Source organism: Frankia sp. CoWAU3 (genome assembly GCF_977971855.1).
In genome coordinates this window covers 10,954-35,840 of sequence record NZ_CDWWXB010000005.1, presented here as the reverse complement: position 1 = coordinate 35,840, position 24,887 = coordinate 10,954, and the positions used below count along the sequence as shown (strand labels likewise).

Here is a 24,887-nt window from a genome sequence, read left to right as displayed (position 1 = left end):
AGGAAGAGAGGATGGAGTGGTTCGAGTGGACGACTCGACACATGCGGCCGAAGCGGTCATCGCGACCCCGGCCGGAGACCGGACGGTCCGGTTCGAGACCGGGCGTCTCGCCAAGCAGGCCGCCGGCTCCGCCGTCGCCTACCTGGGCGACACGATGGTGCTCTCGGCGACGACGGTCAGCAAGCAGCCCAAGGAACAGCTCGACTTCTTCCCGCTGACGGTGGATGTCGAGGAGCGGATGTACGCGGCCGGGCGCATCCCCGGTTCGTTCTTCCGGCGGGAGGGCCGCCCCAGCGAGGACGCGATCCTCACCTGCCGGCTCATCGACCGGCCGCTGCGGCCGTCGTTCGCCAAGGGGCTGCGCAACGAGATCCAGGTCGTGGCCACCGTGCTCGCCCTGGATCCCGACACCCTTTACGACGTGGTCGCCATCAACGCGGCCAGCGCGTCGACGACGCTGTCCGGCCTGCCCTTCACCGGGCCGATCGGTGCGACCCGGGTCGGGTTCGTCGACGGCGAGTGGATCGCCTTCCCGACCCATGCGGAGCTCGCTCGGGCGACCTTCGACATGGTCGTGGCCGGTCGGGTGATCGAGGACGGCTCGGACGTCGCGATCATGATGGTGGAGGCCGAGGCGACCCCGGGCACGGTCGAGCTGCTCGCGCACGGCGCGCCGGCTCCCACCGAGGAGGTCGTGGCCGCGGGCCTCGAGGCGGCGAAGCCCGCCATCCGTGAGCTCTGCCGGGCCCAGAGCGAGCTGGCCGCGCTCGCCGCGAAGCCTGCCCGGGAGTTCCCCGTCTTCATCGACTATCACGACGACGTGCTGGACGCGCTGTCCGCGGCAATCGGCGACGAGCTGTCCGCCGCGCTGCGCATCCCCGGCAAGGCTGAGCGCGAGAACGAGCTCGACCGGGTCCGCCAGCTCGCGGCCGAGAAGGTGGCCTCCCAGTTCGAGGGGCGAGAGAAAGAGATCGGCGCCGCCTACCGGGCGCTGACCAAGAAGCTCGTCCGCTCCCGCATCGTGACCGAGAGCGTGCGCATCGACGGTCGCTCGACAACCGAGATCCGCGCGCTGTCGGCCGAGGTCGACTACATCCCGCGGGTACACGGCTCGGCACTGTTCGAGCGGGGCGAGACGCAGATCCTCGGCGTCACGACCTTGGCCATGCTGCGCATGGAGCAGACGGTCGACACGCTCAACCCCGACCGCACCAAGCGGTACATGCACAACTACAACTTCCCGCCGTACTCCACCGGCGAGACCGGCCGCGTCGGTTCGCCGAAGCGCCGGGAGATCGGCCACGGGGCACTCGCCGAGCGGGCCCTGCTCCCGGTGCTGCCCAGCCGCGAGGAGTTCCCCTACGCGATCCGGCAGGTATCCGAGGCGCTGGGCTCGAACGGGTCAACGAGCATGGGCTCGGTGTGCGCGAGCACCCTGTCGCTGCTCAACGCCGGGGTACCGCTCAAGGCGCCGGTCGCCGGGATCGCGATGGGCCTCATCCACGCCGACGACTCCTACGTCACCCTGACCGACATCCTCGGGGCCGAGGACGCCTACGGGGACATGGACTTCAAGGTCGCCGGCACCCGGGACTTCGTCACCGCGCTCCAGCTCGACACCAAGCTCGACGGTATCCCGGCCTCGGTCCTCGCCGCGGCGCTCCAGCAGGCGCGCGGGGCGCGGCTCGCGATCCTCGACGTGATGGCCGAGGCCATCGGCAGCCCGGACGAGATGTCCGCTCACGCCCCGCGGGTCATCTCCGTCAAGATCCCGGTGGACAAGATCGGGGAGGTCATTGGGCCCAAGGGTAAGATGATCAACCAGATCCAGGCGGACAGTGGTGCCGAGATCACCGTCGAGGACGACGGGACGATCTACATCGGCGCGGTGGACGGTCCGTCGGCGGAGTCCGCCCGGTCGGCGATCAACGCGATCGCCAACCCGCAGATGCCCGAGGTCGGCGAGCGTTATCTGGGGACGATTGTGAAGATCACCAATTTTGGGGCCTTCGTCTCGCTCACCCCGGGCCGGGACGGTCTGCTCCACGTCAGCAAGCTCAAGACACTCTCCGGCGGTAAGCGGGTAGAGAAGGTGGAGGACGTCCTGACGGTGGGTCAGAAGCTTCAGGTCGAGATCACCGAGATCGACAGCCGCGGGAAGATCAGCCTGTCCCCGAGTGCCGAAGCCGCCGACGCGGCGGCCGCCGCCTCCTGACGGCCCGTCGTGTCCGACACTCCCACGCCCGACCTGACCTGCTCAGCGGGGACCGCCGGCGCGCCGCGGAACAAGCCGGTTCCCGGCGCCCGGGCCGCGCACCTGCTCGCTGCTGGCGGGGTCGGTGGCGAATCGTTGCTGGACGGCACGGCGCGCCGCACCGTGCTCCCCGGCGGTCTGCGGGTCATCACCGAGCGGGTCCCCGGGGTGCGCTCGGTCGCGATCGGCGTCTGGGTCGCGGTGGGCTCGCGCGACGAGACGCCGGTGACCGCCGGATGCTCCCACTACCTGGAGCACCTGCTGTTCAAGGGCACGCCCAGCCGGGACGCGTTGACTATCAGCGCGTCGGTCGAGGCGGTCGGCGGGGACATCAACGCCTTCACCGGCAAGGAGTACACCTGCTACTACGTGCGGGTGCTCGACTCCGATCTCGCGATGGCCGTCGACGTCATCGCCGACATGGTCACCAACTCGCTGGTGACGGCCGACGACGTCGAGGCCGAGCGTGGCGTGATCCTGGAGGAGATCGCCATGTACGAGGACGACCCGGGTGACCTCGTCCATGACGTATTCGCGGCGGCGATGCTCGGGTCGTCGGTACTCGGCCGCCCGGTGCTCGGGACGACCGAGTCGATCGAGGGGCTGGGCCGGGAGACCATCGCGGACTACTACCGCTCCCGGTACGTCCCGCCGGCGATGGTGGTCTCCATCGCCGGCAACCTGGCGCACGACCGGGCGCTGGCGCTGGTCGCCGAGGCGTTCGCCGACCGTCTGACGGTGAGCGCCGAGCCGTTCGAGGTGCGTGGCGGATCGTACGACTACCCGCCGCCGCCCGGCATCGTCGTGACCGACCGGCCGACCGAGCAGGCGCATCTCGTGCTCGGCACCAGGGGACTGTCCCGGCACGATCCGCGCCGTTACACGCTCGGCGTGCTGTCGACGGCGCTGGGCGGTGGGATGAGCTCGCGGCTGTTCCAGGAGATCCGGGAGAAGCGGGGGCTGGCGTACTCGGTGGGCTCGTTCGCCTCCCACTTCGCCGACGCGGGCCTGTTCGGCGTCTATGCCGGATGCGCCCCCAAGCGTGCCGACATGGTCCTCGAGCTCGCCCGTGAGCAGGTACGTCAGATCGCCGAGCACGGGATCAGCGCGGAGGAACTCGACCGGGCCCGTGGGCAGAACCGCGGCTCGATGATCCTCGGCTTGGAGGACACCGGATCCCGGATGAGCCGCCTCGGCAAGAGCGAGCTCGTCCACGGTGAGGTCCTGTCGGTCGACGAGATCATCGCCCGGGTGGACGCGGTCACCCTCGACGATGTCACCGCGATCGCGCGGGAGCTGCTGGACCAGTCCTGGGCCCTGGGCGTCATCGGACCCTTCGACGACCACGACTTCAGCGCTGCCGTCGCCCGTTAGCGACTCTCATCCCGCGAGGTTCACCGATGTCCGACTCCGAGTCCCGCCCGGTAACCGGCGCTGTCCCAGTAGCCGGGACAGCAGTGGGGGTGCTCGGTGCACGGGGACGGATGGGGTCGACGGTGTGTGCCGCCGTCGAGGCCGCCGCCGACCTGGCGCTGGTCGCGGCCCTCGGCACCGGCGATGACCGTGGTGCGCTCGCCGCGGCCGACGTCGTCGTCGACTTCACCACTCCCGACGCGGTGATGGACAACCTCCGCTGGTGCGTCCAGGCCGGCAAGCACGTCGTCGTCGGCACCACCGGCTTCGACGAGCCGCGGCTCGCGACCCTGCGTGGCTGGCTGGCTGCGGCACCGGGGGTCGGGGTGCTCGTCGCGCCGAACTTCGGGGTAGCCGCCGTGCTGATGATGACGTTCGCCGCCCGGGCCGCCCGGTTCTTCGACTCGGTGGAGATCATCGAGTTGCACCATCCCGGCAAGGCCGACGCGCCGAGCGGCACCGCCCGGCGTACCGCGCAGCTGGTCGCCGCGGCGCGTACCACCGCCGGGTTGCCGGTGGCCGGCCCGGACGCGACAACCGCCGCCCTCGACGGTGCCCGCGGCGCCCGGGTCGACGGCGTGCCGGTGCATGCCGTCCGCCTCGCCGGGCTCGTCGCGCATCAGGAGGTCCTGCTCGGGGGCGCGGGGGAGACCCTCACCCTGCGGCACGATTCCTACGACCGCACCTCGTTCATGCCGGGGGTGCTGCTGAGCGTGCGGAAGGTCGGCGAGCGACCGGGACTCACGGTCGGTCTGGAGTCGCTGCTCGACCTGGGCTAGCGCCGCGGGCATCTTGGGGCAGGTGCCTGCTGCCACCACGGGCCGCGAAAGATAGGTTTCCGGATGTGGTCGGACACGTTGACCGTCGTTTCCCGGCGGGTACCCGTAGCGTCTTTTGTATCGATCTTGGTAAGATGTTCAGCTGCCTGGCCCGGGCGCGCCCCGACGACGTGTGCTCCCTGGTCAAGCGGCGGATGCCGGTCGTGGCGACCTTGGCGGCACCCGGGGCGCGGATCCGGCTGGATCCGGACGGCCCGGTGGCGTCGGCATCCGGTGGGGCGTCCAGGTGAGGGCCCGCTGGCTGGTGGCCGTGCTTGTCGCGGCGTGTGGCTTCTACCTCGGGCTGATCGGCTGGCGGGGAATCCAGTTGCTCGGCGACGATCGCTGGGCGGCCCGTGGACTCGGTCTCGGTGTCGTGCTGCTTCCGATGATCGGCGCCGTCGTCATCCTGCGTGAGCTGCGTTTCGGCCGCGACACCGAGCGGCTTGCCCGGATGTTCGACGTAGCCGCGGATGCGACGGCTGACGTCGAGTCCGGCACCGCCCGCGGCTTCAACCCCGGCGCCCGTGCCGACGAGCCGGTTCTCGTGCGCCGGCCGTCGGGCCGGATCGACCGCGCCTCGGCCGACGCCGCGTTCGCCCAGCGTCGGGCGGAGGTCGAGGCGGCGCCGGGTGAATGGCGTCGCTGGTACCGGCTCGCGGTCTCCTATGGAGATGCCGGGGACACCCGCCGGGGACGCGCCGCGATGCGTCACGCGATCGTCCTCGAGCGGCACTCCCGCGGGTGACCGTGCCCCGTCCCCTGGCGGTGAATTGCTCATCCAATGCAGGCGGCTCCGGGACGGCCATTGACATCTCCCGTAGGGAGTCGGGCGCCATCGGTGACAGGTGGTTATATCGTATCGACGTGGCTAGGAGGGAGACTGAGCCGGGCCGCGTACTTAACGCGTCGATGGCCTGTGTACGATGCCGCAGAGGGTCGGCTGTCGGCCATCAGACTACTGGGGGGTAGTGCGGTGTTCGTGTCCTGCGGCCATTCGAGATCGGTCCGGCAGCGTCCATGCTGAGTGCTCCGGCGGGTGAGCAGCTACTGATCCTCTGATCTCCGATCATTTGATGTCCGTTTCCCCCGATCCTCCAACCTGGCCTCGCGGCGCGATCTGATCGGATGCGCCGCCTCCTTCGCATGGCTCAAGGGAGGACGCCCGTCGTCGCCGGACTCCGGACAGCGATCGACGGGCACTCTCCGGGGTCCTCTGTATTCCAGATCCGGGAGCACACGACGTGCGTGCGATAGTGACCGGCGGCGCCGGTTTTCTGGGCAGTCATCTCTGTGAACGCCTACTGGACGGCGGCTACGAGGTCATCTGTTTCGACAACTTCCTCACCGGCAGGCCGGAGAATGTGGAGCATCTGCTCGCCGACCCACGTTTCCGCCTGGTCAACCGGGATGTGAATGATTTCATTTATGTTTCCGGTCCGGTCGACGCCGTGTTGCACTTTGCGTCCCCGGCATCTCCGGTGGATTACTACGAGCTGCCGATCGAAACGCTCAAGGTCGGCTCGCTCGGTACCTTCCACGCCCTTGGCCTGGCGCGGCAGAAGAATGCTCGGTTCCTGCTCGCCTCGACCTCGGAGTCCTACGGCGATCCACAGGTCAATCCCCAGCCGGAAGGCTACTGGGGCAACGTGAACCCGGTCGGCCCGCGCAGTGTGTACGACGAGGCCAAGCGCTTCTCCGAGGCAGTGACCATGGCCTATCAGCGCAAACACGGTGTCGACACCGGTATTGTCCGGATCTTCAACACCTACGGCCCGCGGATGCGGGTCGACGACGGTCGCGCCATTCCCGCCTTCATCTCCCAGGCGCTGCGGGGCGAGCCCATCACGGTCGCCGGTGACGGAACCCAGACCCGGTCCATCTGTTACGTCGACGACCTGATCGACGGCATCGTCCGACTTCTGCACTCGGACCTGCCCGGGCCCGTGAACATTGGGAACCCGCACGAGATGTCGATCCTCGACACCGCGGTGCTCGTCCGTGACCGGTGCGGATCGACGGCGCCGATCACCTTCGTCCCGCGGCCCCAGGACGACCCCTCGGTGCGTCAACCCGACATCACCCTCGCCCGGACCCTCCTGGGCTGGGAACCGAAGACGAGCCTGCACGACGGGCTCACCCGGACGATCTCCTGGTTCGCCGGCCAGCTCGCGGAGAGCCGTCAGGTCGCTTGACCGGCGTCACAGGTGTCCCGCCCGGCCACCGAGCTTTCCGGGAACGTGGCCGCGCGGGGAACGTGACTTTCTGTTTGCGGGGGAGGGTTCGCGATGGCCGGCGCCATGCCGTGTGCACCGCCGCGTTACGTGGGATCGGTGGCATTGGTCCGCAACCCGCCGAGGATGTCAGCGTCACCTACCTGCTGTGCGCGCTCAGGCCGAGGCGGGGCCTTTGCCGCCGATGCGTGGGCGAACGGCGACGGGCCCGGGAGGTCCGCGGCAATGGTGACCCGAGAGTTCCCGTGGCCACGCCACCTCCTGGACATCTTCTTCCGGGACGTGAGCCGCCGGTCCCGGGTGCCGTGCGCGCGGTTCTTGCCACCGGCGGTGCACTACCCGACGCTGGCGCTGTGACCGGACCGGGGCTCCTGCTCGCGCCGATCGCCTGGTTCACCGGGATCGCCGCGGCCGCTATCAGGTCGGTGATGCACCGACCTGGGGGTTATGTTCTGCTGTGCCTGATGTCCGTCGCCCCGGGTGTGCCCGTGCCCATCGCGGTGTTCGCTGCCCGAACGGTCGGGACCGCGCGGTCCAGCCGAAGGGCACCGGCGACGGGCGTGGCCGTGGTGTCGATCCTAGCCGCCGTCGGGTTGATCCTGCTGCCGGGATCGGTTGTTCCGGGCCGGTGTGGAGCACCGGTGACGAGTTGTTTCAGTTGATCACCGAAGAAGTGGATAACCGAGCTATGACGTCGACGAGTCGAGCCGAGACGGTCCTGGTGACCGGGGCGACGGGGTTCATCGGCTCCCATACCTGGGTGGACCTGCTCGCCGCGGGTCATCGGGTGGTGGGAGTGGACAACTTCGTCAACAGCTCACCGCGGGTGCTGGACAGGCTGCGTAAGGTGGTGGACGGCGACATCGACTTCGTGCGGCTCGATGTCCGTGACCGGGCGGCGCTCGGTGACGTGTTCCGCCGATGGAAGATCGATTCCGTTGTTCACTTCGCCGCTCTCAAAGCCGTCGGCGAGTCGGTCGACATCCCGCTGGAGTACTACGACACGAACGTCAACGCGACGTTGGGTCTGGTCCGCGTGATGGCGGAGCACGGCGTGCGCCGGCTGGTCTTCTCGTCCTCGTGCGCAATCTACGGAGCGGCGGACAAGGTGCCGATCGCCGAGGACACGCCGGCCCGCCCGACCAATCCCTACGCGCGCACCAAATGGATGTGCGAGCAGATCCTCGCCGACCTCTGCGCCCGGGATCCGTCCTGGCACGTGACGTCCCTGCGATACTTCAACCCCGCCGGGGCGCACGAGTCGGGCCTGCTCGGCGAGGATCCCCGCGGGGTGCCGAACAACGTCATGCCCTACCTGGCCCAGGTGGCGGTCGCCCGGCGCCCGGAGCTGTCCATCTTCGGCGACGACTACCCCACGCCCGACGGCACGGGCGTACGCGACTACATCCACGTGGTCGACCTGGCGGAGGGCCATCGACTCGCTCTCGATCATCTCGATGACCAGGCGGGACATCGGGTCATCAACCTTGGGACCGGCGCTGGCACCTCCGTGCGGGAACTGCTCGCGGCCTTCTCCGCGGCCTGCGCTCGTGATCTCCCCAGTCGCGTCGTGGCGAGGCGGCCGGGGGACGTCGCCGCCCTGGTCGCCGACGCGGCGCTCGCCCGTACGGCACTCGGCTGGTCAGCCCGCCGGGATGTCGCGGACATGTGCCGGGACGCCTGGGAGTTTCAGCGTCTCAATCCAGGGGGGTACGACGATGAGGAGGAGCCTGATGAGCTCGTCGGACAGCCTTGATGATGCGGCGGCGCCCGGAACCGGGCCTCGTCCACGCCTGACCGTCATCGGCACCGGGTACCTGGGGGCCACCCACGCGGTGTGCATGGCGGAGCTTGGCTTCGAGGTGCTCGCCGTGGACGTCGACCATTCGAAGATCGAGCGGTTGTCCGCGGGGGAGATCCCGTTCTTCGAGCCCGACCTCGCCGACCTCCTGCGCGCGAACCTCCGGACCGGACGGCTGCGTTTCACCACCTCCTTCGAGGAGATTGCCGAGTTCGGCGACGTGCACTTCGTCTGTGTGGGCACCCCCCAGCGTGCCGACGGTTACGGGGCGGACCTGAGCCACCTGCACGCCGCCATCGAGCGCCTCGCGCCGCTGCTGACCCGGCCGTGCCTCGTGGTCGGCAAGTCGACGGTGCCGGCCGGCACGGCTGCGGGGCTCGCCCGGACGATCGCGCAGCTCGCCCCGGCGAACCGCCCGGTCGCGGGCGAGACGGCGCCCGGCGCGGCGGGGGCCGACGGGTTGGGCCGCGTCGAGGTGGGCCATGACGGGTTGGGCCATGACGAGGTGGACGAGCCCGCTGCCGACATCTCCAGCGATCTCGCCGGCGTCCAGCTGGCCTGGAACCCGGAGTTCCTCCGGGAGGGCTTCGCGGTGGCCGACACCCTGCGACCGGACCGGCTCGTCTTCGGTGTCGCCTCCCCGGCTGCGGAGGGAGCGCTGCGGGCCGCTTTCGCGCCGGTGATCGCCCAGGGGGTGTCGGTCATCGTGACCGACTACGCGACGGCCGAGCTGGTGAAGACGGCGGCCAACTCCTTTCTCGCGACGAAGATCTCCTTCATCAACGCGATGGCGGAGGTGTGCGAGGCGGTCGATGCCGATGTCCTGACGCTGGCCGAGGCGCTGTCCCACGACGTGCGCATCGGCGGGAACTTCCTGCGTCCGGGGGTGGGGTTCGGGGGCGGCTGCCTACCCAAGGACATCCGGGCCTTCCAGGCCCGCGCAGACGAGCTCGGGGTCGGTGCGGCGCTGCGTTTCCTGCGTGAGATCGACGAGATCAACAATCGTCGCCGGGACCGTGTGGTGGACCTGGTCACCGCGGCCCTCGACGGCACGCTGGTCGGCCGGCGCCTCGTCGTGCTGGGCGCCGCGTTCAAGCCCAACTCCGACGACGTGCGGGACTCCCCGGCGCTCGCGGTCGCGGGGCTACTGGCCGAGACCGGCGCCGGGGTGACGGTCGTGGATCCGGTCGCGACGCGCAACGCCCGGCAGGCCCGGCCCGGCCTTGCCTACAGCGACTCCGTCGAGGCCGTGGTCGAGGGGGCCGACGCGCTGGTCCTGCTCACCGAGTGGCGCCAGTTCGCCGACCTGGACCCGGCCCGGCTCGGGGCCGTGGTCCGGCGCAAGGTCGTGGTGGACGCCCGGCACGCGCTCGACGCCGACCAGTGGCGTCAGGCCGGATGGGTCTACCTGGCCCCCGGCCGGCCGACCGGCGTCATCCCGAGCTCGTTGCCGGAGCAGCGGCACCGGGGGGACGGAGCGCCGCCGGCGCCGGTCGAGCAGTGCGGCGAGACGGGTGCGCGGCTCGCGGAGGTCGAGGCGCGCGCGGGGCACCCGGTGTGATCGACGGGATGGGGCCCGGTGGAACGGGCCCCATCCCCGCCGTGGAATCGCTCTCCGGCTGTGAGGTCAACGAGCCCCACGCGATAGGCTGCTGCTCATGCGTCTCCTCGCTCGACATCGGTGACTGCCACCCGGCTTCGCGGTTGACCGTGCCCGGGGCGGCAGGTGCCCGTCCGTTCGAGATGATGAGGAGATTCCGCGGCGATGAGTGACGCGCCGATCGTCCGTCCCCTGCCCGTGAGCGGATTTCCCGAGTGGCTGCCCGAGGTCCGTCTCGTCGAGCAGCGCTGGCTCGACACCATCCGGGCGACGTTCGAGCGGTACGGCTTCTGCTCGGTAGAGACCCCCTCGGTCGAGGCGCTCGAGGTGCTGACCGCGAAGGGGGAGACCTCCCAGGAGGTCTACACGCTACGCCGCCTGCAGGCCGACGCCGACGACGACAGCGCCCGCCTCGGCCTGCACTTCGACCTCACAGTGCCTTTCGCGCGGTACGTGGCCGCCCACTTCAACGACCTCGTGTTCCCGTTCAAGCGCTACCAGATCCAGCGGGTGTGGCGGGGGGAGCGTCCCCAGGAGGGCCGCTTCCGCGAGTTCACCCAGTGCGACATCGACGTGATCAACGTTGATCAGGTGCCCCTGCACTTCGACACGGAACTTCCCCGCATCGTGCACGAGGTCCTGGGCACCCTCGGCGTTCCGCCCTGGACCCTCAACATCAACAATCGCAAGGTGCTCCAGGGCTTCTACGAGGGCCTGGGCATCGGCGATCCGCTGGCCGTCATCCGGGTCGCCGACAAGCTCGACAAGATCGGCCTCGCGGGGGTGGAGGGGCTGCTGACCACCGCGGTCGGGCTCGACCCGGACCAGGTGCGCGCCTGCCTGGAGCTCACGGGCATTCGGGGCTGCGATCCCGGCGTCGTCGAGGAGGTACGCCGGCTCGGGGTGAAATCGGACCTGCTCTCCGAGGGGCTCGACGAGCTCGCCGCGGTTCTCGGCGATCTCGCTGACCTGCCCGCCGGCGACGTGGTCGCGGACCTCTCGATCGCCCGCGGTCTCGACTACTACACCGGGACCGTCTACGAGGCGAAGTTCGTCGACTGGCCGGACTTCGGCAGCATCTGCTCGGGGGGACGGTACGACAACCTTGCCGGCTCCTTCATCCGCCGCAACCTCCCCGGCGTCGGGATCTCGATCGGCCTCACCCGCATCTTCGCCAAGCTACTGGCCGAGGGCCTGCTCACCACCGGGCCGTCCAGCCCCGCCGACGTGCTAGTCGTGATCCCCGCCGCGCCGCGCCGCGCCGCCGCCCTCGCGACGGCCGCCGAGTTGCGCACCCGGGGGCTGCGGGTGGAGACCTACCACCAGCCGGACAAGGTGGCCAGGCAGGTCCGCTACGCCTCCCGCAAGGGCATCGGATTCGTCTGGTTCCCGCCCTTCGACGATGGCCGGGCGCACGAGGTGAAGAACATGGCCACCGGGGACCAGTCCGCAGCGGACCCGGCGACCTGGACCCCGTCCGCGGGCTGACCGGCGGGCCCGGGGGTCGTGCGCAGCCCGCGGTCCGATGCGCGCGGCGGCACGCCCGCCGCGCCATCGCCGGGAGGCTGTCCGTCGTGACGTGGCCGGGCGGCCGGGGATTGACGGGGGCGGAGATCCCCGGCCGCGCCATGCCACGCCGTGAGGGCGGGCACTGCGACTCCTCGTCGCTGGGGACTGACGAGGCGTCCACCTCCGGTGTACCACGCGGGTCGTGACTGCCAATCCCCGCGCGTCGATCGGGTGACCGGACGGGTAAGTGGATGCCGACACGATCCCGGTTGGGCGATTGCTGGCCCGGTCGGGTGATTGCAGGCCTGGCGTCCGGGTGCATGCCGCAGCCGGGTGAGGTCCCCGCGCCCCGGCGGATGGGCGCCGTCTATCGTGGGCGGAGTCCGCCAGCGACCGGGCAACGGGTCCCGCGTCCAGATGATGGAGGTGGCAGTGTCGCAGCCGACGCCCGAACCGACGTCCGTGCGGCTTCGGGTCCAGGTGATCGCCAAGACCGAGTTCATCCCCCCGGACGACGTGGCCTGGAGCACCGACGCCGACGGCGGTCAGGCCCTCGCCGAGTTCGCCGGGCGGGCCTGCTACCAGAGCTGGAACAAGCCGAATCCGGCGACCGCGACCAACGCCGGCTACCTACGGCACATTCTCGACGTCGGGCATCTGTCCGTGCTCGAGCACGGGACCGTATCGCTCTATCTCACCGGGGTGTCGCGCAGCCTCACCCATGAGCTGGTCCGGCACCGGCACTTCTCCTACAGCCAGCTCTCCCAGCGCTACGTCCCCGAGCGGGACGCCGCCGTGGTGGAACCGGAGGTCATCGCGGCCGATCCGGAGCTGCACGCCCTGTTCCAACAGGCCGCGGCGGCCTCGCTGGAGGCCTACGGGCGCCTGTTGGAAGGTCTGGAGAAGCGGTTCGCCGACGTTTCCGCGCCTATCTCACGGCGCAAGCAGGCGCGTCAGGCGGCCCGGTCGGTGCTGATGAACGCGACCGAGACCCGGATCGTGGTCACCGGGAACTACCGGGCGTGGCGGCACTTCATCGGGATGCGGGCGAGTGAGCATGCCGACGTGGAGATTCGCGGGCTTGCCGTCGCCGTCCTGCGGGAACTGCTCCGGGTGGCGCCCAACGTGTTCGCCGACTTCCGGATCTCGACGCTGGATGACGGCACCGAGGTCGCCTCCAGCCCGCTGGTGGGGGAGGGCTGAGCGCCGGACCTTCCCGCCGCCGGCCGTCTATTGATTTACTGGGAGAAAGAGTACAGCCGATGACGAGCGTCGTCGACGCCGAGCGGAGCGGGGCGGATCCGGCCGCGGGGCCGTTGTCCCCGGTGGAGCTTGACCTCATCCACGCCTACTGGCGAGCGGCGAACTATCTGTCCGTCGGACAGATCTACCTGCTCGACAATCCCCTGCTCGCCGAGCCGCTGCGTCCGGAGCACGTCAAACCGCGCCTGCTCGGGCACTGGGGCACGACTCCCGGCCTGAACCTCATCTACGCCCATTTGAACCGCGTGATCCGGGCAAAGGACCTGAACGCCATCTACATCATCGGTCCGGGTCACGGCGGTCCCGGCATCGTGGCGAACGCCTACCTGGAAGGTACCTACAGCGAGGTCTACCCCTCGATCGGCCGGGATGTGGCGGGGATGCGGCGGCTGTTCCGGCAGTTTTCCTTCCCCGGCGGAATTCCCAGCCACGTCGCGCCGGAGATTCCCGGGTCCATTCATGAGGGCGGCGAGCTCGGTTACGTGCTGACCCACGCCTACGGCGCGGCCTTCGACAATCCCGACCTGGTGGTCTGCGCCGTCGTGGGGGACGGGGAGGCCGAGACGGGCCCGCTCGCGGCGAGCTGGCACTCCAACAAGTTCCTCGACCCGGGTCGCGACGGCGCGGTGCTGCCGGTCCTGCACCTCAACGGCTACAAGATCGCCAATCCGACGATCCTGGCCCGCATCCCCGAGCAGGAGCTGACCGCGCTCCTGCGTGGCTACGGGTACCACCCGTACTTCGTGGCCGGGGACGACCCGGCCGCGGTGCACCAGCGGATGGCGGGCGTCCTGGACGCCGCCGTCGACGAGATCCACGAGATCCAGGACCGGGCCCGCCGCCACGGCCACACCGAGCGCCCCACCTGGCCGATGATCGTGCTGCGGACCCCCAAGGGGTGGACCGGGCCGGCCACTGTTGACGGCCTGCCGGTCGAGGGCACGTGGCGGTCCCACCAGGTGCCCGTCGCGCAGTTGCACGACAACCCCGGGCACTTGGCCCAGCTGGAGGCGTGGCTGCGCTCCTACCTGCCGGAGGAGCTCTTCGATGCCGGCGGCGCCCCGCGGCCCGAACTCGCCGCGCTCGCCCCCCGCGGTCCCCGGCGGATGAGTGCGAACCCGCATGCCAACGGGGGCGAGCTGCTGCGTGATCTGACTCTTCCCGACTTCCGTGACTACGCGGTCGACGTCACCGCCCCCGGGACCACCCTCGCCGAGCCGACCCGGATCCTGGGCGCGTTCCTGCGGGACGTGGTGGCCGCCAATCCGAGCACCTTCCGGGTGATGGGCCCGGACGAGACCGCCTCCAATCGGCTGGGTGCGCTCTTCGAGGTGACCGACCGCGTCTGGAACGCCGGGACGGAACCGACGGACGAGCACCTGGCCGTGGACGGTCGGGTCATGGAGGTGCTTTCCGAGCATCTGTGCCAGGGCTGGCTGGAGGGCTATCTGCTCACCGGCCGGCACGGGTTCTTCTCCTGCTACGAGGCGTTCATCCACATCGTCGACTCGATGGTCAATCAGTACGCGAAATGGCTGAAGACCACCCGGCACATCCCGTGGCGGCGCCCGATCGCATCGTTGAACTACCTGTTGACCAGCCACGTGTGGCGGCAGGACCACAACGGCTTCTCCCATCAGGACCCCGGATTCATTGACCACGTCGTGAACAAGAAGGCCGAGGTCGTCCGGGTGTACCTGCCCCCGGACGCGAACACCCTGCTCTCCGTCGGCAACCACTGCCTGCGCAGCCGGCACTACATCAACGTGATCGTGGCCGGCAAGCAGCCGGCGTTGAACTACCTGTCGATGCCGGCGGCGATCGCCCACTGCACCCGTGGCCTGGGCATCTGGGACTGGGCCAGCAACGACCACGACGCGCCCGGCGACGGGCTGCCGGATGTGGTGATGGCCTGTGCCGGGGACATCCCGACCCTGGAGACCCTCGCCGCGGTGGACCTCCTGCGCCAGTACTTCCCCGACCTGAAGGTGCGCGTCGTCAACGTCGTCGACCTGATGTCCCTGCAGGACGAGGCGGAACATCCGCACGGCATCTCGCACGCCCGCTTCGATGCGCTGTTCACCACCGACCGGCCGGTCATCTTCGCCTACCACGGCTATCCCTGGCTGATCCACCGGCTGACCTACCGGCGGCACAACCATCACAACCTGCATGTCCGTGGCTACATCGAGGAGGGGACGACCACCACCCCGTTCGACATGGTCATGCTGAACAACCTCGACCGGTTCCACCTGGTGGCGGACGTCATCGATCGGGTACCGAGTCTGGGCGCCCGCGCCGCGCACGTCCGGCAGCAGATGATCGACGCGCGGCTCGCGGCCCGGACCTACACCCGGGACCACGGCGAGGACGTCCCGGAGATCCGGAACTGGACTTGGCCCTACTGAGCCTCGCCCCTACCGAGCCCCGCCCCGTCGCGATGAACGTCCTGGTGGTCAACGCCGGATCGGCCAGCCTCAAGCTGCGGCTGATCGGCCCGGACGACGTCCTGCTCGCCGCGCGCGATCTCACCGCGCCAGCCGGTCGGGTGGACTCGGCCGGGGTCATCGCCGCGTTGCGCGAGCTCACCCACGAGGGTGGCCAGCCGGGCGCGGTCGGGCACCGCATCGTGCACGGCGGGACGGATTTCGCCGCCCCCGTGGTCGTCGACCGGGTCGTGGTCGAGCGGCTGCGGAGGCTGACCGCCCTCGCCCCCCTGCACCAGCCTGCGGCGCTTGCCGCCCTCGACGAGGTCGGGGCGGCCGTGCCCGAGGTGGCGCAGGTCGCTTGCTTCGACACGGCGTTCCACAGCCGGATGCCGGCGGAGGCCATCACCTACGCCATCCCGGCCGAGTGGCGGGAGCGGTACGGCATCCGCCGGTACGGCTTCCACGGCCTGTCCCACGCCCACGTCTCCCGGCGGGCGGCCGCGCTCACCGGGGCGCGGCGCATCGTGACCTGTCATCTCGGCTCGGGCGCGTCGCTCGCCGCCGTTCTCGACGGGGTGGGGGTGGACACCACGATGGGCTTCACCCCGCTGGAGGGCCTGGTGATGGCCACCCGGTCCGGCACCGTGGATCCCGGCGCGCTGCTGTGGCTGCAGACGGAGGCGGGACTGAGCGCGCACGAGCTCACCGATCGCCTGTTCACCTCGGCGGGGCTGCGTGCGCTCGCGGGGACGGCGGACATGCGGGATGTCGAGTCCGGCGCCGCCGCGGGTGAGCCGGCCGCCGCGCTGGCGCTGGCGGTCTACCTGCACCGGCTGCGCGCCGGGATCGCCGCGATGACCGCCGCGCTGGGCGGGCTGGACGCCCTGGTGTTCACCGGCGGCGTCGGGGAGAACTCTGCCTCCGTGCGGGCCGGGGCCGCGGCCGGACTCGGCTACCTGGGCGTGGCGGTGGATCCCGAGCGTAACGATCCGGCCCGGGCCGGTGGTACGGGTCTGCCGGGCGGCACGGGCCTATCTGGTGGCACGGAGCGCGAGATCGGCGTGCTGGGGGCCGCCGTGCGCACGCTCGTGATCGAGGCACGCGAGGACCTGGAGATCGCCCGCGGGACCCGGGCAGCCCTCGCTGGTGGCGCTGGGTGACGGTAGTCCGATGTTACGGTAATGTCCCGGGTGGCGGGTGCGATCCTGGCGGACCCGCGCGCCGCCGGATGGCACCGCCCGGACGATCCGGTGGCGGTACTCTGAAGGCTCTGTCGCGGCGAGTGGGACGGTGCTGCCCGGTCCGGTGCGGTCCGGTCCGGTGTCCTCTCCGCCGGTCGTCCCGTCGTCCCCGAGCGGGGCCCGGCCGGTCGCGATCCGTCTCCATTCGGTGACGGCGGGGTCCGATCGGCGTCAGACCCCGTCGCGGTGCCCGACAGCGCGCGGTGCGCCGTCCCCGGGCTGGGCGGATGGTATCCGCGTGTGGTGGCCCGGCGCCCCCGCGGGTCTCGCGCCGGTCGCCGGTGGTGCTTGTGGGCGGGTCCGGGGAGCAGGCCCGGCTCGGGCCGGCGGAGCGGGAAAGGCGGCGTGGGCGGAGGATGGACCGGTGCCGGCCCGGCGGTGTCGGAGGAGTGAACGTGGAGGTTCGGCGGTCCGGCGGGTGACGTCGGTCGCCGAGGTGATGTCGGAGGTGCCGTCTAGCGTGACCGGTATGTCAATGTTGCCGCCGGCGCCGTTCGGGCGCGTGATCACAGCGATGGTCACGCCGTTCCGGGCGGACGGCGGTCTCGATGAGGCGGGTGCCGCGCAGCTCGCGAGCCGTCTGGTGGACGCCGGCAACGACGGGCTCGTGGTCAACGGCACCACCGGGGAGTCTCCGACGACCACCGACGAGGAGAAGGACCGCTTGGTGCGGGTCGTCGTCGAGGCCGTGGGAAGCCGTGCCCGCGTGATCTCCGGTGTCGGGACGAGTGACACCGCGCACAGCGTGGAACTGGCGCGGGCCGCCGAAGCCGCGGGCGCGCACGGTCTGCTCGTCGTGACGCCCTACTACAACAAGCCACCGCAGGCCGGGTTGCTGCGGCATTTCGTCACCGTCGCCGAGGCGACCGGGCTACCGGTCGTCGTCTACGACATCCCCGGCCGGACCGGGGTTCCGGTGGCGTCGGAGACTTTGGTGCGGTTGGCCGAACACCCGCGTATCGTCGCGGTCAAGGACGCTAAGGACGATCTGCCCGCATCCTCCTGGGTGCTGGCGCGGACCGGTCTGGCGTATTACTCCGGCACCGACGCGCTCAACCTGCCGTTGCTATCCATCGGGGCATGCGGAGTCATCAGTGTTGTCGGGCACGTGGCCGCACCCGCGATCCGTGCCATGATCGAGGCCTTCGGGGCCGGTGAGGTGGGTCGGGCGATCGCGCTGCATCAGGGCTTGCTGCCCGCGTACGAAGGAATGTTCCGCACCCAGGGCGTGATCCTGGCCAAAGCCGCGCTGCGGCTGGCCGGGCTGCCCGCGGGGCCGGTCCGGCCACCGTTGGTGGACGCCACTCCCGCTGAGGTCGCGCGGCTGCGGGCGGACCTCGCCGAGGCGGTCCTCGACGCCGCCGGGCCGCCGGGCGCGCCCGGCGGCGCCTCGTCCGGGTCCGGGTCGTCCGTCGGGCTGGCCGTCGCCGCGGCGGGTGAGGTCTCATGAGCCATCCGCATCCCGACCTCGGCCCGCCGCCGCCGCTGCGCGCGGACGGCCTGCGGATCATCCCGCTCGGTGGGGTCGGGGAGATCGGTCGCAACATGACCGTCTTCGAACACGCCGGCCGGCTGCTGATCGTGGACTGCGGGGTGTTGTTCCCGGAGGACGTCCAGCCGGGGATCGACCTGATCCTGCCCGACTTCACCGCCATCCGGGATCGTCTCGACGACATCGAGGCGGTGATCCTCACCCACGCACACGAGGATCACATCGGGGCGGTGCCCTACCTGCTGCGGGAACGGCGTGACATCCCGCTGATCGGCACCCGGCTCACCCTGGCGCTGATGAACGCGAAGCTCGCCGAGCACCGCGTCAAGGCGGTCACTCAGGAGATCCGGGAGGAGGAGCGGCACGCCTTCGGGCCGTTCGAGTGCGAGTTCTTCGCGGTCAACCACTCCATCCCGGACGCCGTGGCCGTGGCCATCCGCACCGAGGCCGGGCTCGTCCTGCACACCGGCGACTTCAAGATGGACCAGCTGCCGCTCGACGGCCGGCTGACCGACCTGGGGGGCTTCGCGCGGCTCGGCCGCGAGGGTGTGGACCTGCTGCTGTCCGACTCGACCAACGCCGAGGTGCCCGGGTTCGTCACCTCCGAGCGGGAGATCGCCCCGGTGCTCGACGGAGTCTTCCGCGAGGCGACCCGCCGGATCATCATCGCCTGCTTCGCCAGCCATGTGCACCGGGTGCAGCAGGTGCTCGACGCGGCCGAGGAGCACGGTCGGTCGGTCTGCTTCGTGGGCAGGTCGATGGTCCGCAACATGGGAGTGGCCCGCGACCTCGGGTTGCTGCGGGTGCCACCGGGTCTGATTGTCGACGCCCGGGACGTGGACGCGCTGCCGGACCGCAACATCTGCCTGATCTCCACGGGCTCCCAGGGGGAGCCGCTCTCGGCCCTGTCCCGGATGGCCAACCGGGATCACCAGATCCGCATCCAGGCCGGCGACACGGTCGTGCTCGCTTCCAGCCTCATCCCCGGCAACGAGAACGCGGTGTTCCGAGTGATCAACGGGCTGACCCGCTACGGCGCCAAGGTCGTTCACAAGGGCGTGGCGAAGGTGCACACCTCGGGTCACGCCCCGGCGGGCGAGTTGCTCTACGTCCTGAACGCCACCAGGCCGTCCAACGTCATGCCGGTCCACGGCGAATGGCGGCACCTGCGGGCCCATGCCAAGCTCGCCGAGGCGACCGGGGTGCCCCCGGACCACGTGGTGCTCGCCGAGGACGGCATGGTCATCGACCTGCTCGACGGCCGGGCGCGGATCACCGGCGTTGTTCCCTGCGGCTATGTCTACGTCGACGGCGCTGCGGTCGGGGACGTCGGTGAGCCGAGCCTGAAGGACCGCCGGATCCTCGGCGAGGAGGGTTTCATCACGATCACCGTCGTGGTGGACGCCGCAGCGGGCAAGGTCGTCGTCGGCCCGGATCTCTCCGCCCGCGGCTTCTCCGATGCGCCGGGCGCCTTCGACTCCGTCTCCAAACTGGTCAGCGACGGGCTGGTGGACGCGATGCGCACCGGGATGAACGATCTGACGGCCCTGCAGCAGCTCGTGCGGCGTACGGTCGGTCGCTGGGTCAACGAGAACTACCGGCGCCGTCCGATGATCGTTCCGGTGGTTCTCGAGGTCTGAGGCGTTGCGGCGCGCCCGGTTCGTCGGGGTTGCCAGTACTCGGGCACGCTCGTGTGTACCGTTTCGACGGTGGCCACACGGACCAGTGGCGCGCGGACGCGTGCGCAGACGGAGACGGCCACGTCCCGGCCGAGGGGCGGTGGTGGGCGTCAAGGCACCTCGCGGGGTGAAGGTACCTTGCGAGGCGGCGGTCAGGGCGGCAAGGCACGCGCATCGACGGCGGCTGGCCGGTCGGGCAGCTCCCGCGCGGCCGGCCGCGGTAGGAGACCGGCCCGTCCACCGGCGCGGGCGAGCCGTCCCCCGCTGTCGCTGCTGATCGGCCAGACAGTCGTCAAGAGCGTCTACCGGCTGTGGATGGGCGCGGCGACGGCGCTGGGCACCATGCTGCGCCGGGCCGGCCGGGGCGCCCGTGAGCTGCACATCGATCCAGGGCACCGGCGTGACGGGCTCGGCCTGACCGCGTTCGGCGGGGCGATCCTGGCCGGCGCCTCGGTGTGGTTCTCCGCCGCCGGGCCGCTGGGGAGGTACGTGGCCGCGATCCTGGAGCTGCTGGTTGGCACCGGTGCCTGGGCACTGCCGCTGTTCGGCCTGGGCGCCGCGTGGCGGCTGGTCCGGTCCCCGACCGATCCGGATAGCCGGGGCCGGGTGGTGATCGGGTGGACGGCGGTCGCCGTCGGTCTGCTCGGCATGGTGCACATCGCCCGTGGCCTGCCCGACTTCTCGGACGGCGTCGCCCGGATGCGGGCGGCCGGTGGCGTCGTCGGGCTGCTCGGTGGCCTCCCGCTGGCGAGCGCGGTGACGCCGTACGTCGCCGTTCCGCTGTTGCTGCTGCTGACGTTCTTCGGCGTTCTCGTCATCACGGCGACCCCTGTCCGCCAGGTGCCCGAGCGGCTCGGTGAACTCGTCGATCGACTCACCATCGGGGTGCGCGGTCCCGCTCGGGATGCCGGCGAGTACGACGCGGACGTGGACTTCCGCGACGACCCCGAGGACGATTCGGAGCTGTCCGACGGCCTGCTCGCAGCCGGGGCGGCCGGGGCGGGTCGGGGTCGGCGTCGGCGCGGTGGTCGGGCGACCCCGCCTGGGGGAACGTCCCCGGGTGATGGCGAGGTCTTCGATGCCGCCGGTCCCGCCGGTCCCGCCGGTCCCGCCGGTCCCGCCGGTCCCGCCGATGCCGCCGGTCCCGCCGGGGATCTCGCCCTCGACCTGTTCGGTGAGCTCGCCGGCCCGGAGGCGGATACCGGCTACGTGACCACGGCCCCCGATCCGGGCGGTGCGGCCGCTGGTGGCGGGGAACCGGTAGCGGGGGCCGCGCCCGGTCCGCAGCGCAGGGCCCGGGCCCGGGCAGCCCGGGTGACCGCGGGTGCGGCGGACACCGCGACCGGCGTCCCCGGTCCGGGTTCCGCGGACTTCGGCGGTGAGATCGAGCATCTGGTCCCCCCGACCGATGGTGACTACCGGCTGCCGTCGCCGACCCTGCTGCGTTCCGGTACGCCGCCCAAGGTCCGCTCGGCCGCGACCGACGGGGTGATCGCCTCGCTGACCGATGTGTTCGCCCAGTTCAAAGTGGACGCCCAGGTCACCGGCTTCACCCGGGGACCGACGGTGACCCGCTACGAGGTCGAGCTCGGTGCCGCGGTCAAGGTCGAGCGGATCATCCAGCTCACGAAGAACATCGCGTACGCGGTGAAGAGCCCGGACGTGCGGATCATCAGTCCGATCCCGGGCAAGAGCGCGGTCGGTATCGAGATTCCCAACACCGACCGGGAGTTGGTGTCGCTCGGCGACGTCCTGCGCAGCGGGGAGGCGATCGGTAACCCGCATCCGCTGGTTGTCGGTCTCGGCAAGGACATCGAGGGCGGCTACGCGCTCGCCAACCTGGCCAAGATGCCGCACATCCTCATCGCCGGGGCGACCGGAGCCGGCAAGTCGACGTGTATCAACACCCTCATCACCTCGGTGCTGGCCCGGGCCACCCCTGACCAGGTGCGCATGGTGCTGGTGGACCCCAAGCGGGTCGAGCTGACGAACTATCAGGGTATTCCCCATCTGATCACGCCGATCATCACGAATCCCAAAAAGGCGGCCGATGCGCTGCAATGGGTCGTGAAGGAGATGGAGAACCGGTACGAGGACCTGGCCGCGTGCGGGGTGCGTCACGTCGACGACTTCAACCGCAAAGTGCGCAACGGCGAGATCGCCGCCCCGCCGGGATCCGAACGTGTCTACGTGCCCTACCCCTACATCCTGGCCATCGTCGACGAGCTCGCCGACCTGATGATGGTGGCGCCGCGCGACGTCGAGGACGCCATCTGCCGGATCACCGCCATGGCCCGGGCGGTGGGCATCCACCTGGTGCTCGCCACCCAGCGGCCCTCCGTCGACGTGGTGACCGGCCTGATCAAGGCGAACGTGCCGTCCCGGCTCGCCTTCGCGACGGCGTCGTTGGCGGACAGCCGGACGATCCTCGACCAGGCCGGCGCGGAGAAGCTCGTCGGCCTGGGGGACGCGCTCTTCCTGCCGATGGGAGCGGGTAAACCCGCCCGTATCCAGGGTGCCTTCGTTTCCGAGGACGAGATCGCGGCCATCGTCGACCACACGAAGGAACAGGCGCCGGCGGCGTTCCGGGAGGACGTGTTCGACGCCGGCGGCGAGGCCAGGAAGGAGATCGACGAGGAGATCGGAGACGATCTACAGCTCTTCCTGCAGGCCGTTGAGCTCGTGGTGAGCACGCAGTTCGGCTCCACCTCGATGTTGCAGCGCAAGCTGCGGGTCGGGTTCGCGAAGGCCGGGCGGCTGATGGACCTGATGGAGAGCCGGGGCATCGTCGGCGCAAGTGAGGGATCGAAGGCGCGTGACGTGCTGGTCATGCCGGACGAGTTGGAGGGTTTGCTCACAACCCTGCGTAACGGATGAGGAAGCCTCCGGCGGAATGTCCCCGCTTTCAGCGCCGGGGGGGCACCGTAAACTGAAGGCCTCGCGCCCACGGTAGGCGGAAAAGACGATTGCGGAGGTTCGCTCATGCAGTCCGCGGACGATCCGCAGCCGCGGGACAGCGTCGGGTCCATCCTGGCCGCGGCGCGGCGTGACCGCGGTCTCACGGTCTCCCAGGTCAGCGAGCGCACCCGGGTCAGGGCGGGTCTGATCGATCAGATCGAGCGGGACGACTTCTCGCAGTGCGGCGGCACGGTGTATGCCCGTGGGCATCTGCGCAGCATCGCCACCACCCTCGGGCTCGATCCCGGGTGGGTGCTGGCGGCTTACGACGCCTCGCACGAGCACCAGACCGGCCCATTGATGATTATCCCCTCGGCCGAGTTCGATCCGCTGCGCGGGGGGTCCCGCCGGCTGCGCGGCGGGTTCCGGTGGGGGCCGGCAATGATCGTTTCGCTGGTCGTGGTGTGCGTCATCGCGGCTCTCGCGTTGCTGCTGCCAGGTTCCTCCGGTTCCTCGGACGACAGGGCCGCGCCGGGGCCGGGCGGGGCCGTGGGGCTCACTCCGACCGTGAGCGTCCCGCCGGTCTCGACGAGCCCGGCCGTTCCCACCGTGACCACGCCCGCGCCGGCAGGGGTGAACGTCGTCCTGACGGTACGCGACGCGCAGAGCTGGCTGGAGGTGCGCGACGACGCCGAGCATGTCCTGCTCTCCCAGCTCCTGCAGTCCGGCGACAGCCGGACGGTGACGGCGTCGGGGGCCCTGCACATCAGGGCGGGCAATGCCGGTGCGGTCGATGTGTCGTGCAACGGCAGGAGCCTCGGGGCGCCGGGCGGGCTCGGGCAGGTCGTGACGATCCGGGTGAGCGCCGCAGCCTCCGGCGCCTGCGAGGTCGGCGACGAACAGCGTAGCGGTCTCGTGGCCGCGCCAACGCCCGCGCCGGTCCCGGTAGCCTGACCTGGTGTCCACACGCCTCCATCGCCGGGTAGCTCTGATCACGCTCGGTTGTTCCCGGAACGAGGTGGATTCGGAGGAGCTGGCCGCCCGGCTTGGCGCGGACGGGTGGGAGCTCGTCTCCGACGCCGCCGATGCCGACGCCGTGCTCGTCAACACCTGCGGATTCGTCGACGCGGCGAAGAAGGACTCCATCGACGCTCTGCTTGCGGCGGACGACCTGCGGGCCGGTGGCGCTCCATCCGGTCCCGCGGACGGCGCCGGTCCGGGTCCGCGCGCGGTGGTGGCCGTGGGCTGCCTGGCCGAGCGTTACGGAACCGAGCTCGCCGAGAGTCTGCCCGAGGCGGACGCGGTCCTCGGATTCGATGCCTATCCGAACATCGCCACGCACCTCGCGGCCGTGCTGGCCGGTACCCCGGTGCCCGCGCACTCCCCGCGTGACCGGCGGACGATGCTGCCGATCACCCCGCTGGACCGGGCCGCCCCCGCTCTCCCGCCGGGCGCGGTGTCCACCGGAGCCGTTCCGCTGCGCCGGCGGTTAACGACCGGGCCGGTCGCCGTCCTGAAGATCTCCAGCGGCTGTGACCGGCGCTGCGCCTTCTGCGCGATCCCGTCGTTCCGCGGCTCCCACGTCTCGCGGTCACCCGACGACGTGCTCGCCGAGGCCGAATGGCTGGCCGGTCAGGGTGCCCGCGAGCTGGTCCTGGTCAGCGAGAACTCCACCTCCTACGGCAAGGACCTCGGGGATCTGCGTGCGCTGGAGAAGCTGCTGCCGCAACTCGCGGCGGTGTCGGGCATTGTCCGGGTGCGCACGGTCTACCTGCAGCCCGCCGAGATGCGTCCGTCGCTGCTCGAGGTGCTGCTGACCACTCCGGGCCTCGCGCCCTATCTCGATCTGTCCTTCCAGCACGCGAGCCCGCCGGTGCTGCGCCGGATGCGCCGCTTCGGCGGCAGTGGGCACTTCCTCGACCTGCTCGCCCGCGCCCGCGCGCTGGCGCCCGACCTGGGGGCGCGATCCAACGTCATCGTCGGGTTCCCGGGGGAGACCCCCGAGGATGTCGACATCCTCGCGGAGTTCCTCGAGGCCGCCGAGCTCGACGCCGTCGGCGTGTTCGGCTACTCCGACGAGGAGGGCACCGAGGCCGCCGGGCTGACGGACAAGATCCCCGATGAGCTGATCGAGCGCCGCCGGGTACGCGTCACCGACCTCGTCGAGCAGCTGACCGCCGCCCGGGCGGACGCGCGGATCGGCTCCCGGGTACAGGTCCTGGTGGAGGAGGTCGCCGGTGGTCTGGCCACCGGCTG

The 24,887-nt window shown here is 70.7% G+C and carries 18 protein-coding genes; all 18 read left to right on the top strand.

The window, feature by feature from the left end; translation table 11 throughout:
• Positions 1 to 25 precede the first annotated feature (25 nt).
• A complete protein-coding gene (locus AC08ON_RS01425; RefSeq protein ID WP_011437931.1) occupies positions 26 to 2,215 on the top strand; it encodes a polyribonucleotide nucleotidyltransferase in 2,190 nt (729 codons plus the stop codon).
• Positions 2,216 to 2,224: 9 nt separating this feature from the next.
• Positions 2,225 to 3,628 (top strand): M16 family metallopeptidase, encoded by a 1,404-nt coding sequence (locus AC08ON_RS01420; RefSeq protein ID WP_476606090.1) that lies wholly within the window; start codon positions 2,225 to 2,227, stop codon positions 3,626 to 3,628.
• Positions 3,629 to 3,654: 26 nt separating this feature from the next.
• Positions 3,655 to 4,446 carry a 4-hydroxy-tetrahydrodipicolinate reductase gene (gene dapB / locus AC08ON_RS01415; RefSeq protein ID WP_476606089.1) on the top strand — a complete coding sequence of 264 codons (792 nt, stop codon included), beginning with the start codon at positions 3,655 to 3,657 and terminating at the stop codon, positions 4,444 to 4,446.
• 134 nt (positions 4,447 to 4,580) lie between these two features.
• Entirely contained in the window at positions 4,581 to 4,736 is a 156-nt protein-coding gene (locus AC08ON_RS01410) for a hypothetical protein (RefSeq protein WP_476606088.1), read from the top strand.
• Entirely contained in the window at positions 4,733 to 5,233 is a 501-nt protein-coding gene (locus tag AC08ON_RS01405) for a hypothetical protein (protein ID WP_476606087.1), read from the top strand. Before AC08ON_RS01410 ends, AC08ON_RS01405 begins: the two co-directional genes overlap by 4 nt.
• Before the next feature lie 496 nt (positions 5,234 to 5,729).
• The gene (locus tag AC08ON_RS01400; RefSeq protein WP_476606086.1) at positions 5,730 to 6,680 is read left to right on the top strand and encodes a UDP-glucuronic acid decarboxylase family protein; all 951 of its coding nucleotides are present in this window, start codon (positions 5,730 to 5,732) and stop codon (positions 6,678 to 6,680) included.
• Between the two features lie 264 nt (positions 6,681 to 6,944).
• A complete protein-coding gene (locus AC08ON_RS01395) occupies positions 6,945 to 7,076 on the top strand; it encodes a hypothetical protein (RefSeq protein WP_476606085.1) in 132 nt (43 codons plus the stop codon).
• A 331-nt stretch (positions 7,077 to 7,407) separates the two neighbouring features.
• On the top strand, positions 7,408 to 8,475 hold the full coding sequence (gene galE / locus AC08ON_RS01390; protein WP_476606083.1) for a UDP-glucose 4-epimerase GalE: 1,068 nt from the start codon (positions 7,408 to 7,410) through the stop codon (positions 8,473 to 8,475).
• Positions 8,453 to 10,081, top strand: coding sequence for a UDP-glucose dehydrogenase family protein (locus AC08ON_RS01385; RefSeq protein WP_476606082.1), 1,629 nt, complete (start codon positions 8,453 to 8,455; stop codon positions 10,079 to 10,081). Before galE ends, AC08ON_RS01385 begins: the two co-directional genes overlap by 23 nt.
• 204 nt (positions 10,082 to 10,285) lie before the next feature.
• A complete protein-coding gene (gene hisS / locus AC08ON_RS01380; protein WP_476606081.1) occupies positions 10,286 to 11,608 on the top strand; it encodes a histidine--tRNA ligase in 1,323 nt (440 codons plus the stop codon).
• Positions 11,609 to 12,046: 438 nt separating this feature from the next.
• Positions 12,047 to 12,832, top strand: coding sequence for an FAD-dependent thymidylate synthase (thyX, locus tag AC08ON_RS01375; protein WP_476606080.1), 786 nt, complete (start codon positions 12,047 to 12,049; stop codon positions 12,830 to 12,832).
• 59 nt (positions 12,833 to 12,891) lie between these two features.
• Complete coding sequence (locus tag AC08ON_RS01370; RefSeq protein ID WP_476606079.1) at positions 12,892 to 15,300, top strand: phosphoketolase family protein; 2,409 nt, start codon at positions 12,892 to 12,894, stop codon at positions 15,298 to 15,300.
• A gap of 32 nt (positions 15,301 to 15,332) precedes the next feature.
• Positions 15,333 to 16,481, top strand: coding sequence for an acetate/propionate family kinase (locus AC08ON_RS01365; protein ID WP_476606107.1), 1,149 nt, complete (start codon positions 15,333 to 15,335; stop codon positions 16,479 to 16,481).
• 520 nt (positions 16,482 to 17,001) lie between these two features.
• Complete coding sequence (gene dapA / locus AC08ON_RS01360; protein WP_476606106.1) at positions 17,002 to 18,012, top strand: 4-hydroxy-tetrahydrodipicolinate synthase; 1,011 nt, start codon at positions 17,002 to 17,004, stop codon at positions 18,010 to 18,012.
• A complete protein-coding gene (locus AC08ON_RS01355; protein ID WP_011437919.1) occupies positions 18,009 to 19,694 on the top strand; it encodes a ribonuclease J in 1,686 nt (561 codons plus the stop codon). Before dapA ends, AC08ON_RS01355 begins: the two co-directional genes overlap by 4 nt.
• A 354-nt stretch (positions 19,695 to 20,048) precedes the next feature.
• Positions 20,049 to 22,610, top strand: a complete 2,562-nt coding sequence (locus AC08ON_RS01350) for an FtsK/SpoIIIE family DNA translocase (protein ID WP_476616323.1) — start codon at positions 20,049 to 20,051, stop codon at positions 22,608 to 22,610.
• Between the two features lie 105 nt (positions 22,611 to 22,715).
• The gene (locus AC08ON_RS01345; protein WP_476606077.1) at positions 22,716 to 23,585 is read left to right on the top strand and encodes a helix-turn-helix domain-containing protein; all 870 of its coding nucleotides are present in this window, start codon (positions 22,716 to 22,718) and stop codon (positions 23,583 to 23,585) included.
• Positions 23,586 to 23,589: 4 nt separating this feature from the next.
• Positions 23,590 to 24,887, top strand: a 1,298-nt coding sequence (locus tag AC08ON_RS01340) for a MiaB/RimO family radical SAM methylthiotransferase (RefSeq protein ID WP_476616319.1), incomplete at its 3' end; no start/stop codon positions are given.